This is a genomic window from Sphingomonas sp. CROZ-RG-20F-R02-07, from assembly GCF_022662335.1.
Lineage (GTDB): Bacteria > Pseudomonadota > Alphaproteobacteria > Sphingomonadales > Sphingomonadaceae > Sphingomonas.
This window is the reverse complement of record NZ_JAKNQJ010000011.1, coordinates 85,412-96,229: the sequence shown is the minus strand read 5'-3', so window position 1 is coordinate 96,229 and position 10,818 is coordinate 85,412. Positions and strand designations below refer to the sequence as shown.

Here is a 10,818-nt window from a genome sequence, read left to right as displayed (position 1 = left end):
ACGGGCGACCGGGGAGAAGCGGCGCGGTGCCGGCATCGACGGATCGCGAGCGAGCTCCACCACCGGCGGCGCAGCGGGGGCAGGCGCCGGACGCGCGACCTGAACCGGGGCGGGCGCGGGCGCCGGCGTCGGCGTCGGTGCAGGCGCCGGGTGAGCGGCAGCCGCGGGCGCGGCTTCCTCGGGCACGGGCGGGGCGGGAACGGGGCGCACCACCGGCGAGAACATCACCGGCTTCGGCATGACCACTTGCGGGGCGGGTGCTTCGGCCGGTGCGGCTGCGGGAGCAGGCGTCGCCTCCACGGCGGGAGCGGGGGCAGCAGGCTCGTGCGCCGGCGGGGCCGCGGCGATGCGGGCCCGCTCTTCGGCGCGCGCGCGCTCGTCATCGGCCGCACGATGGCGGTCAATCTCCTCGCGGCGACGCGAGTCCTCAAGGCTGTGCATGCGCTGCTCTTCGGCTTCGCGCAACAACTTGGCCTGACGCTCCTGCGGCGACAGATTTGCGCCAGACGGCGCGGGCGCGCGCTGCGGTGCGGCGGCCGGGGCGGGCGGCGGCGTCACGGGGGCGGCGACGGGTGCCGCCTCCTGCACCGGGGCCTCAGCCTCGCCGGGCCGTCCGCCGATCACGCGGCGTCGCTTCACCTCGACCACGACGGTGTTCGACCGTCCGTGGCTGAAGCTCTGCTTCACCTTGCCGGTCTCGACCGTGCGCTTGACGCCCAGCGGCGCGCGCATGCCAAGCTTCGGCTTTTCGTTGTCGGTGTCGCTCACTCAAATTCCTCGTGTATCGCCACGGCCGTCAGGTCGCCGGAAGGTCCCGACGCCCCATCCATTTCAGACGCCGATGCGCCCTGCGAGGCCGTTTCGCAAGGTGCGGCAAAGGGTTCGGGTCCGATAAAGTGCATCCACCGGGCAAGCGCCTCGCTCACCCGCTTCGCTGCAGCGCGGTCGGTCAGACCGATATGTACCACATTCTCGCGGCCCAGCGCCAACCCCAATATGGTGCGCGGCACCGGGAGTGCCAAGCCCCTCAGATCGCTGCCTTCGACATCGTTGCCGATGCGCCAGGCCTGGTCGAGCTTGCGGTTGCCGTCGGCGCCTGCATCCGCCGCGTGGTACAGCGCATGGAGCTTGCCCGATCGCGCCGCGGTCTCGATCTTGTCCGATCCGGTCAGCAGCGTGCCGGAGCGCGCCTCCAGTCCCAGCCGGTCCATCGCGCTGCGCTCCAGCGCCGTCGCGATCTGCTGCGGCAGCTCGGGAGTGATGACGAACTCGCCCGTCTTGAACGCGCGCGCCAGGCCGCCTTTCAGCTTGCCCTTCTTCAGCGCGACCTCCAGCTCCGCGCGGGTCACGCCGATCCACGCCCCCCGGCCCGGCGCCTTGGCGCGCACGTCGGGATGGATCGAGCCGTCGGGCGCCAGCGCCAGCCGCACGAGATGATCGCGCGCCGCACGCTCGCCCGACAGGATGCAACGACGGATGGGACCGACGCCATCCGCATCATCGCCACCGGCCGATGCCGCGGGCCGGGCTTTGGAGCTCCGGCCGCGAGCGGCGGGAGAGTTTAGCGTTCGGGTGTCATCGGGAGGGTTCCGCATGAGCGTCCTCCCGTGGCTTGGCGGCGTCGCGGTCGACCAGCAACTGGCCGCCCGCGCCGTAATTTTCCGTCGACACTTCCTCGATCACGATCTGCACCGCGGCGGGGTTCTTGCCCAGCCGCTCGACGAGCGACCGGGTGACATCGGCGACGATGGCGGACTTCTGGTCCTTGGTCGCCGTGCCGGAGATGCGGATCGAGACGAAGGGCATCAGGCGTCCTCACCGTCCGTCGCATTGGCAGCGGCGGGAGCGTCCGCGGCCTCGGCGGCCGGCGCGTCGTCCTCGAACCAGTGCGCGCGCGCGGCCATGATGATCTCGTTGCCCTGCTCGTCGCTCAGGCCATATTCGGCGAGGATGCCGCCCTTGGGCTCGGGGCGCTTGGGGGCATCGTCGTTGCGGCGGCGCTGTTCGACGCGCTTCTTCTCGACCAACTCGTCGGTCGCCAGATCGGCAAGATCGTCGAGCGTCAGGATGCCCGCCTTGCCGAGCGTCACCAGCATGGCCTCGGTGATATAGGGCAGTTCGCCCAGTGCGTCCTCGACGCCCAGTTCGGTGCGCAGCGCCTTGTTGGCGGCGTCGCGGCGCTCCAGCGCTTCCTGCGCGCGGCTCTGCAGCTCCTGGCCCAGGTCCTCGTCGAAGCCCTCAATGCCCGCGATCTCCTCGAGATCGACATAGGCGACCTCTTCCAGCTCGCCGAAACCTTCGGCGACCAGCAGCTGCGCCAGCGTCTCGTCCACGTCGAGCTCGCTCTGGAACATCTCGGTGCGCTCGGTGAATTCCTTCTGACGCTTCTCCGAGGCATCGGCCTCGGTCAGGATGTCGATCGCCTTGGCGGTGAGCTGCGAGGCGAGGCGGACATTCTGGCCGCGGCGGCCGATCGCCAGGCTGAGCTGGTCGTCGGGCACGACGACCTCGATCCGGTCCTCCTCCTCGTCGATCACCACGCGCGACACCGAGGCGGGCTGGAGCGCGTTCACCACGAAAGTGGCGGTGTCGGGCGACCAGGGGATGATGTCGATCTTCTCGCCCTGCATCTCCTGCACGACGGCCTGCACGCGGCTGCCCTTCATGCCGACGCACGCGCCGACCGGATCGATGCTGCTGTCATGGCTGATGACGCCGATCTTGGCGCGGCTGCCCGGATCGCGCGCGGCGGCCTTGATCTCGATGATGCCGTCGTAGATCTCGGGCACTTCCTGCGCGAACAGCTTCTTCATGAAGTCGGGATGCGCGCGGCTGAGAAAGATCTGCGGCCCGCGGTTCTCGCGCACCACCTTCAGGATAAGCGAACGGATGCGGTCGTTCACGCGCACCACTTCGCGCGGGATCTGCGCGTCGCGGCGGATGACGCCCTCGGCGCGGCCCAGATCGACCACCACATGGCCGAACTCGACGCGCTTCACCACGCCGGTGATGATCTCGCCCGCGCGGTCCTTATACTCCTCGTACTGGCGCTCGCGCTCGGCATCGCGAACCTTCTGGAAGATCACCTGCTTGGCGGCCTGTGCTGCGATACGGCCGAATTCGATCGGGGGCAGCGGATCGACGATATAGTCGCCGACGACCGCGCCTTTCTGCAGCTTCTGCGCCTGCGCGACATCGACCTGCTTGAAGTAATCGTCGACGCCCTCGACCACCTCGACGACGCGCCACAGCCGCAGATCGCCGGTGTTGGGATCGAGCTTCGCGCGGATGTCGTTCTCGGCACCGTAGCGCGAGCGCGCGGCGCGCTGGATCGCGTCCTCCATCGCCTCGATCACGATGGCCTTGTCGATCATCTTTTCCGACGCGACCGAATTCGCGATCGCGATCAGCTCCGCACGGTTGGCGGTCACGCCGGATGTCGCTTGGGTGGCCATCTCAGTGCTGTCCTTCTTGCGTGTTCGCGCCGTCTGCGGGCGCTTCCAGATAGGTGAATTCTTCGGCGCCTTCGGTCGACAGCGGGGCGGTCGCGGCGATCAGCCGGTCGGTCATCACCAGCTTCGCATCGGCGACCTGCGCGAAATCAATCGTCATCGGCTTGTGCTTGTTCACGTCGATCGTGATCGCCTGGCCTTCGACGCCGATCAGGTCGCCCGAAAGCTGCTTGCGATCCTCGAACGGCTCGACCAGCCGGATCCGCGCCTCGTGCCCCGCCCAGTCGGCGAAATCCTGCAGGCGGGTGAGCGGCCGGTCGATCCCGGGGCTGGACACCTCCAGCCGGTACGCGCCCTCGATCGGATCCTTGCCCTCGGCCTCCAGCGCGTCGAGCAGGTCCGAGATGCGCCGCGACAGATCGGCGCAATCGTCGATCGTCAGCTGGCGCGTGTCGGGCCGCTCGGCCATCACCTGAAGCGTCGGGTCGGACTTGCCGCCCTGCATCTTGACGCGCACGAGCGCGAGGCCGAGCGCCTTGGCCTCGGGTTCGATCAGATCGGACAATGCGGCGAGATCCGCCAAGCGACACTCCATGAATGCGGCCGATCCACGTACGGGAAAACCCCGCCGCGGAGCGAGCCCCGCAGCCCCTTGCATCTGACGATGTAAGAGAAAGCGAGGCCGATATACGCGGACGCGCCCCTTTCCGCAAGCACGCAACCGGGCCATGGGCGGGACGTTCTTGCCGCAGTCCTTCCTGGGAGACCGCCGATGATCCGTCACGCCCTGATCCTGACGCTGCTCGTCGGCACCGCGTGCGGCGCCCGGCCCCAGGCGACCGCCGGCCCCGAGTCGGGGCCGCAGGGCCCGCAGCCGGTAGGATCCAACCTGCCGGTGCCGCGCGACGCGCCCACCTATCCGGGCATCACCAACGTGCCCGCCACCACCGGCCGCGCGAACCTCGCCAAGACGAAGCCGCCCTTTGCGATCACGACGATCGGGCAGTTCGCGGAGCCGTTCGCGATGGCGTTCCTGCCGAACGGCGATCTGCTGGTGACCGAAAAGGCGGGCGTATTGAAGCTGCGGCGCGGCAATGGCGCCACCTATCCGACCAGCGGCGTTCCCGCCGTCGCGACGGGTGGGCAGGGTGGTCTGCTCGACGTCGCGGTGGCGCCCAATTTCGCCGGCAGTCGGCGTGTCTACCTGACCTATGCCGAGCCGCGGCCGAATGGCGGCAGCAGCCTCGCGCTCGCCGATGCGCGGTTCGTCTCGGCCGGTGACCGAGCGAACCCGCATCTGGAGGATCTGCGGGTCATCTGGCGCGCCGGCTCCGACGGCCCGGGTGGCCAATATGGCGCGACGATCGCGTTCGCACCCGATGGTCAATCGCTGTTCCTCAGCTCGGGCGAACGCCAGCGATTCGCGCCGGCACAGGATCCCGAACAGGCGCTCGGCAAGATCCTCCACCTGACGCTCGACGGCAAGGCATGGCCCGGCAATCCGGATTACAAGGCCGGCGGCGTGCGCGCGCAGACGTGGAGCAGCGGCCACCGCAACCCTTACGGCCTCGTCTTTACGCCGGACGGGCGGCTGTGGGAGGAGGAGATGGGGCCAAAGGGTGGTGACGAGCTGAACCTCATCGAGCCGGGCCGCAACTATGGCTGGCCGATCGTGTCGAACGGCGACAATTACAGCGGCAAGCCGATCCCCGATCATTCCAGCCGCCCCGATCTGGCGGCGCCTGTGCTGTGGTGGAACCCGGCGATCTCGCCGGGCGGCATGATGCTGTATTCGGGCGCGATGTTCCCCGCCTATCGCGGCTCGCTGTTCATCGCCGCGCTATCCGACGAATCGCTGGTCCGCGTGACCGTGGACGGCGCAAGCGCGAAACCCGTCGACCAATGGGCGATGGGCACGCGCATCCGCGACGTGGCGCAGGCGCCCGACGGGTCGATCTGGTTGCTGGAAGACGGCGAAAAGGGCGCGGGCGGAAAGCTGATGCGCCTGACGCCCAAGGCCTAGCGTTCGAGAACATTGCCTCGATCCGTTCGCCCTGAGCGTGTCGAAGGGCCTGTTCAGAATATGAAGTCATGCCTGTTGAGAGCGTGCTTCCACAAGCTCAGCACGAACGGTTTCAGAGATACGGGATCAACCCGACGTCACCCCGTTCTCGTCGCGCACGATCAGATAGTTCATCCGCGCCGCCGCGATCGGCTTTGCGCGATCGTCCTGCCACGCCACCGCCTCGACATTGGCGACGCGCGTGCCGAGCCGCGTGACGATGCCGATCGCGCGCGTCGGCTTGTCGCGGCCGCCGCGCATATAGTCGACGGTGACGTTCACCGGCTTGATCCGGCCCCCCCTTTCGCCCTCCAGCGCATGGGTGAGCGCGACGATCGCCGCCATCTCCAGCAGCCCGGCAATCGCGCCGCCGTGCAGGAAGCCTGGGCGGCCGAGCACGTCGTCGCCGAACGGCATCGCCAGCACGGCGGGGCCACCCGCCTGCGGCTCCGCGACGAGGCCGAGCAATTCGGCATAGGGGGGCAGCGCGGTCATGCGTCGAGCAGCATGAAGGTGCCGGCGACATGCGCCAGCGGATCGTCCGGATCGCCGTCATGCGCCTGACCGCGCACGAACGCGATCGAGCGGGTGAGGCGCAGGCACTCGCCGCGGCCGATCACCGTTCTGCCCGGCGTCGCGGGGCGGAGATAGTCGACGCGCAGGTCGAGCGTCGCCTGCGGGGTGAATCGGTCGCGCTTCACCCACACCGACAGGCTGGTGGCCATGTCCATCAGCGTGACGATCGCGCCCGATGCGATCACGCCGCGCGCCGGATCGCCCACCAGCCGCGCGTCATAGGGGAGCGACAGTTCGAGCCAGCCGGGCCCCTGCGCGTGATAGCCGATGCCGAGCACGCCGGCATGGCCGCTGAGGCGGCCGCTGAGAAAACGCTGGATGTCGAAGCCCATGCGCGCTTGCTCTACACGAGGCGCGCTGGGCCGCAAGATTTGCTATCCACCGCGCCGGGCAGGCCGCCGAGGAGAGAGACGCATGAACGACCGGGTCACCATCGCGCTGGAGGGCGGGGTCGCCGATGTCCGCCTCGCCCGCGCGGACAAGATGAACGCGCTCGACGGGGCGATGTTCGCCGGGATTGCCGACGCCATCGCCACGCTGACGGCGGCGCCCGCGGTGCGCTGCGTCGTCCTGTCGGGCGAGGGGCGGGCGTTCTGCGCGGGGCTCGACATGGCGGCGATGGCGGGCGGCGGTTCGGGCCTGTCGCTCGACGACCGGATCTATGGCGACGCCAATCTGGTGCAGCAGGTCGCCTGGGGCTGGCGGACGCTGCCGATGCCGGTGATCGCCGCGGTGCACGGCGTGGCATTCGGCGGCGGCTTCCAGATCATGTCGGGCGCCGATATCCGGATCGCCGCGCCCACGACGCGCTTCGCGATCCGCGAGCTTCACTGGGGGCTCGTGCCCGACATGGCGGGCTATGCATTGTGGCGGACGCTGGCGCGCGACGACGTGCTGCGCGAGCTGACCTATACCGCACGCGAATTCGCCGCGGACGAGGCGCTGGCGCATGGCTTCGTCACCCGGCTGGCGGACGATCCGCACGAGGCGGCGATGACGCTGGCCCGCAGCATCGCCACGAAGAACCCGCACGCGATCCGCGGCGCGAAATCGCTCTACAACCAGGCGGCGGACCTTGACGGCGGCGCGATGCTCCGCGCCGAAAGCGCGGTGCAGGGCGGCATCCTGCGCACCCCCAACCAGATCGAGGCGGTGCGTGCCAATATGGACAAGCGCGACCCGATCTTCACCGATTGACGCCCACCGCGCGGCGCCCACAATCGGGCGGCGCGCGCGAAGGGGGAGATGGCGGTGATCGGATGGGCGATGACGATGGCGGCGGCGGCGATCCTGGGGGCCGGGGTTCCGGTGGAGGCGCCGGGGCCGAACGGTCCGCTCGCTGGCACGCTGCTGGGCGAGGGGGCGGGCAGGCCGGTGGTGCTGATCGTGCCGGGCTCGGGCCCGACCGACCGCGACGGCGACAATCCGATGGGCATTCGCGCGGCGCCCTATCGGCTGCTGGCCGAAGGGCTGGCGGCCGAGGGCGTGGCGAGCGTGCGGATCGACAAGCGCGGCATGTTCGGCAGCGCTGCCGCGATCCCCAATCCCAACGCGGTGACGATGGCGGATTACGCGCGCGACATCCACGCCTGGGCGCGCACCATCCGCGCGCGCACCGGAGTGCCGTGCGTGTGGGTGCTGGGGCATAGCGAAGGCGGGCTCGCCGCGCTGGTCGCGGCGCAGGACCCGGCCGATCTGTGCGGGCTGATCCTCGTCTCCACCGCGGGGCGGCCCCTGGGCCAGGTGCTGCGCGAACAGATCGCGGCGAACCCGGTGAACGCGCCGCTGCTGCCCGCGCTCGACGCGGCGCTGGCGCTGGCGGCCGCGGGGCGGACGATCGATCCCGCCACCCTGCCGGCGCCGCTCGCCTCGCTGTTTCCGGCCAAGCTCGTCACCTACTGGCGCAGCGTGCTGTCCTATGACCCGGCCACGCTGATTGCCGGCTGGCGCGGCCCCACGCTCATCCTGCAAGGCACGCGCGACATCCAGGTGTCGGTGGCCGATTCGGCGCGGCTCGCGGCGGCGAACCGGCGCGCGGCGTATCGGCTGGTGGCGGGCGCGAACCATGTGCTGAAGCCCGTCGGCAGCGACGATCGCGCCGCCAACATCGCCACCTATGGCGATCCCGCCCTGCCGCTTGCCCCCGGCTTCGTCGCGCCGATCGTGGCGCTGGTGAAGGGGTGATGCCGGTCAGCCCCCGTACAGCCGAGCGGGTATAAGGCGGGCGCATGACCGCGGTGCACGACCTGATCGCCCATATCCTCGCCAATCGCGCCACCTATGTACCGGTGCTGCTGATCGCCATCGCCTTCGTGGTGGCGCTGCGTCTGCCGGTGGTGGGATCGGTGCTGCGCTTCGGCATCACGGTCGCGCTGTTCGCGGTGCTGGTGATGGCGATCGGGCAGCACAGCCGGATCGATCCCTATCTCGGCCGCCTGACCCGCGCGCTGGGGATGGACACGCAGCAGGTGGTGGGCCGCGAGACGCGGATCCGGATCGCGCCCGACGGGCATTTCTGGGCCAAGGTGCGGATCAACGGCGTCGAGCGGCGGCTGCTGGTCGATAGCGGCGCGACGACGACCGCGCTGTCCGCGCGCACCGCGGCGGCGGCGGGGCTCACGCTGCGCGAGGGGCTGGTGCCCGTGGTGATCCGCACCGCCAACGGCGATGTGGGCGCGCAGAGCGCCGATGTCGCGACGCTTCGGCTGGGCGACGTCACCGCGCGCGATCTGGCGGTGGTCGTCTCGCCCGCGTTCGGCGATCTCGACGTGCTGGGGATGAACTTCCTGTCGCGGCTGAAATCCTGGCGCGTCGAGGACGGCACGCTGATCCTCGAGCCGCATCATCCGATCGCGGACGGCGGCGCGTAGATCAGGGCTTCGGCGTTTCCTGCGTATCGCCCTCGGGCTGCGCCTGTTCGCGCACCGATCGGCCTGACAGCACCGTCTCGAACGCGAACGCCGCCAGCGCGATCACCGCGAAGCCGAGCGCGAAGCCGAAAAAGCCGAACAGCAGCCGCCCCGTGCTCGCGTTACGCAGCGCGCCGAGAAACAGCGTGAACGCCGCGCAGCAGGTGAGCGCGCCCGCCAGCGCCGCCAGCAGCACCGCCACATCGAGCGCCAGCGATCGCACGCGCAGCCGCGCGAGCTGGCGCGGGTGGCGATCCGGATCGCCCGACAGGCGATCGACCTGGTCCGCGATCCGGCCGAGCCGCGTGGAGAATACGTTCAGCAACGAGGCGAGTCCCGTCAGCAGGAAGATCGGCGTGAGCGCGAGTTGCACGACATGCGCCGCGCCGCTGAGATTGGCAGTTTCGTTCATCGCCATCCCCATGCGCGCAACCGTCACGCGATCACAATGGTGCTCTTTCCACCGCCTGCGCAAACGCCTAGACGAAATCCATACCCGATCCTCGAAAGGCACCCCCATGCGCGAAGCCGCGATCGTCGCCACCGCCCGTACCCCCATCGGCAAGGCTTACCGTGGCGCGTTCAACGCGACCGAGGCGCCGGTGCTCGCCGGCCATGTCATGAACGCCGTGGTGGAGCGCGCCGGGATCGATCCCGCGCGGATCGACGAGATCTTCTGGGGCGTGGGCAATCAATGGGGCACGCAAGGCGGCAATGCCGGGCGGATGGCGGTGTTCGCCGCCGGGATGCCGCAATCGGTGCCCGCCTTCACGCTCGATCGCAAATGCGGATCGGGGCTGACCGCGGTGGCGCTCGCCGCGCGCTCGATCATGTGCGACGAGATGGACGTGGCGCTGGCCGGCGGCATGGAATCGATCAGCTTCACCGTGAACAAGGATGCGCCGCGCTACGTCAACCGGTCGGTCACCGCGCGCGAGCCCGCCGCTTATATCCCGATGATCGAGACGGCCGAGATCGTGGCCGAACGTTACGGCATCACCCGCGCCGCGCAGGACGAATATGGCGCGACGAGCCAGCAGCGCGCCGCCGCCGGCGTGGCGAACGGCGCCTTTGCCGAGGAGATCGTGCCGATCACCGTCGAAAAGGCGCTGTTCGACAAGGCCGGCACGCAGACCGGCACCGAGACCGTCACCGTCTCGCAGGACGAGGGCATCCGCGCCGGCACCACCGCCGAGGCGCTGGCGGGGCTGAAGACGGTGTGGCCCGGCGGCGAATTCACCGGCCCCGGCACCAGCGTGACGGCGGGCAATGCCAGCCAATTGTCCGATGGCGCGTCGGCGCAGATCGTGATGGACCGCGCCACGGCGGAGGCCGAGGGCAAGGACATCCTCGGCATCTATCGCGGCTTCCAGGCGGCGGGCTGCGGGCCCGAGGAGATGGGGATCGGCCCGGTCTTCGCGATCCCCAAGCTGCTCGCGCGCGCGGGGCTGTCGGTCGGCGATATCGGCTTGTGGGAGCTGAACGAGGCGTTCGCGTCGCAATGCCTCTATTGCCGCGACACGCTCGGCATCGATCCCGAACGCTACAACGTCAATGGCGGCGCGATCGCGGTCGGCCATCCGTTCGGCATGACCGGATCGCGGCTGGTGGGCCATGCGCTGATCGAGGGGCGCAAGCGGGGCGTGCGCTATGTCGTGGTGTCGATGTGTACGGCGGGCGGCATGGGCGCGGCGGGGCTGTTTGAAATCGTCTAGCGCGCGCCCTGGCGAAGCCGGCGCTCGCTAGACGATCGGCCGGCGCCGCTACAGCGGCGTCCGACGACACGGCTTTGCCGGGTCGGGCGTGAGGCCCCGAAAAC

Annotated in this window: 13 protein-coding genes; 5 read left to right on the top strand and 8 right to left on the bottom strand. The window is 69.8% G+C overall.

The features are described from left to right. From L8H00_RS14945 to rimP, 5 genes are all read right to left on the bottom strand, one after another. Positions 1-768, bottom strand: a 768-nt coding sequence (locus L8H00_RS14945) for a translation initiation factor IF-2 associated domain-containing protein (RefSeq protein ID WP_242098100.1), incomplete at its 3' end; no start/stop codon positions are given. Further along, a complete protein-coding gene (locus tag L8H00_RS14940) occupies positions 765-1,595 on the bottom strand; it encodes a DUF448 domain-containing protein (RefSeq protein ID WP_242098099.1) in 831 nt (276 codons plus the stop codon). The genes L8H00_RS14945 and L8H00_RS14940, both read right to left, overlap by 4 nt. After that, a complete protein-coding gene (locus tag L8H00_RS14935) occupies positions 1,576-1,806 on the bottom strand; it encodes a 4-oxalocrotonate tautomerase family protein (RefSeq protein WP_242098098.1) in 231 nt (76 codons plus the stop codon). The genes L8H00_RS14940 and L8H00_RS14935 overlap by 20 nt, the downstream gene beginning before the upstream one ends. After that, the gene (nusA, locus tag L8H00_RS14930; RefSeq protein WP_242098097.1) at positions 1,806-3,455 is read right to left on the bottom strand and encodes a transcription termination factor NusA; all 1,650 of its coding nucleotides are present in this window, start codon (positions 3,453-3,455) and stop codon (positions 1,806-1,808) included. Before nusA ends, L8H00_RS14935 begins: the two co-directional genes overlap by 1 nt. A 1-nt stretch (position 3,456) precedes the next feature. Further along, positions 3,457-4,035 carry a ribosome maturation protein RimP gene (gene rimP / locus L8H00_RS14925; protein WP_242098096.1) on the bottom strand — a complete coding sequence of 193 codons (579 nt, stop codon included), beginning with the start codon at positions 4,033-4,035 and terminating at the stop codon, positions 3,457-3,459. Positions 4,036-4,224: 189 nt separating this feature from the next. Between rimP and L8H00_RS14920 the strand changes: the two genes are divergently transcribed. Beyond that, the gene (locus tag L8H00_RS14920) at positions 4,225-5,475 is read left to right on the top strand and encodes a PQQ-dependent sugar dehydrogenase (RefSeq protein WP_242098095.1); all 1,251 of its coding nucleotides are present in this window, start codon (positions 4,225-4,227) and stop codon (positions 5,473-5,475) included. A 126-nt stretch (positions 5,476-5,601) separates the two neighbouring features. On the opposite strand, the gene L8H00_RS14915 is transcribed toward L8H00_RS14920, so the two are convergent. Further along, positions 5,602-6,009 carry a PaaI family thioesterase gene (locus L8H00_RS14915; protein WP_242098094.1) on the bottom strand — a complete coding sequence of 136 codons (408 nt, stop codon included), beginning with the start codon at positions 6,007-6,009 and terminating at the stop codon, positions 5,602-5,604. Further along, positions 6,006-6,422 (bottom strand): PaaI family thioesterase, encoded by a 417-nt coding sequence (locus L8H00_RS14910; RefSeq protein ID WP_242098093.1) that lies wholly within the window; start codon positions 6,420-6,422, stop codon positions 6,006-6,008. Before L8H00_RS14910 ends, L8H00_RS14915 begins: the two co-directional genes overlap by 4 nt. An 82-nt stretch (positions 6,423-6,504) precedes the next feature. Between L8H00_RS14910 and L8H00_RS14905 the strand changes: the two genes are divergently transcribed. From L8H00_RS14905 to L8H00_RS14895, 3 genes are read left to right on the top strand one after another with little or no spacing between them, the layout of a single operon-like run. Then, a complete protein-coding gene (locus L8H00_RS14905; protein WP_242098092.1) occupies positions 6,505-7,287 on the top strand; it encodes a crotonase/enoyl-CoA hydratase family protein in 783 nt (260 codons plus the stop codon). A gap of 48 nt (positions 7,288-7,335) precedes the next feature. After that, positions 7,336-8,274, top strand: a complete 939-nt coding sequence (locus L8H00_RS14900) for an alpha/beta fold hydrolase (RefSeq protein ID WP_242098091.1) — start codon at positions 7,336-7,338, stop codon at positions 8,272-8,274. 44 nt (positions 8,275-8,318) lie between these two features. After that, positions 8,319-8,960, top strand: coding sequence for a TIGR02281 family clan AA aspartic protease (locus tag L8H00_RS14895; RefSeq protein WP_242098090.1), 642 nt, complete (start codon positions 8,319-8,321; stop codon positions 8,958-8,960). A 1-nt stretch (position 8,961) separates the two neighbouring features. Here the strand turns inward: L8H00_RS14895 and L8H00_RS14890 are convergent, their stop codons facing one another. Next, positions 8,962-9,411: a DUF2721 domain-containing protein gene (locus L8H00_RS14890; RefSeq protein ID WP_242098089.1), complete on the bottom strand. Its 450-nt coding sequence runs from the start codon at positions 9,409-9,411 to the stop codon at positions 8,962-8,964. A gap of 106 nt (positions 9,412-9,517) precedes the next feature. On the opposite strand from L8H00_RS14890, the gene L8H00_RS14885 reads away from it, so the two are divergent. Next, positions 9,518-10,714, top strand: coding sequence for a thiolase family protein (locus L8H00_RS14885; protein ID WP_242098088.1), 1,197 nt, complete (start codon positions 9,518-9,520; stop codon positions 10,712-10,714). Positions 10,715-10,818 lie beyond the last annotated feature (104 nt).

Bases quoted from the DNA above. Each gene is read 5' to 3' on its own strand.
- nusA (WP_242098097.1), bottom strand. From the start codon at position 3,455: ATGGCCACCCAAGCGACATCCGGCGTGACCGCCAACCGTGCGGAGCTG.
- L8H00_RS14940 (WP_242098099.1), bottom strand. From the start codon at position 1,595: ATGCGGAACCCTCCCGATGACACCCGAACGCTAAACTCTCCCGCCGCT.
- L8H00_RS14895 (WP_242098090.1), top strand. From the start codon at position 8,319: ATGACCGCGGTGCACGACCTGATCGCCCATATCCTCGCCAATCGCGCC.
- L8H00_RS14900 (WP_242098091.1), top strand. From the start codon at position 7,336: ATGGCGGTGATCGGATGGGCGATGACGATGGCGGCGGCGGCGATCCTG.
- L8H00_RS14910 (WP_242098093.1), bottom strand. From the start codon at position 6,422: ATGGGCTTCGACATCCAGCGTTTTCTCAGCGGCCGCCTCAGCGGCCAT.
- L8H00_RS14890 (WP_242098089.1), bottom strand. From the start codon at position 9,411: ATGAACGAAACTGCCAATCTCAGCGGCGCGGCGCATGTCGTGCAACTC.
- L8H00_RS14905 (WP_242098092.1), top strand. From the start codon at position 6,505: ATGAACGACCGGGTCACCATCGCGCTGGAGGGCGGGGTCGCCGATGTC.
- L8H00_RS14935 (WP_242098098.1), bottom strand. From the start codon at position 1,806: ATGCCCTTCGTCTCGATCCGCATCTCCGGCACGGCGACCAAGGACCAG.
- L8H00_RS14920 (WP_242098095.1), top strand. From the start codon at position 4,225: ATGATCCGTCACGCCCTGATCCTGACGCTGCTCGTCGGCACCGCGTGC.
- L8H00_RS14915 (WP_242098094.1), bottom strand. From the start codon at position 6,009: ATGACCGCGCTGCCCCCCTATGCCGAATTGCTCGGCCTCGTCGCGGAG.
- L8H00_RS14885 (WP_242098088.1), top strand. From the start codon at position 9,518: ATGCGCGAAGCCGCGATCGTCGCCACCGCCCGTACCCCCATCGGCAAG.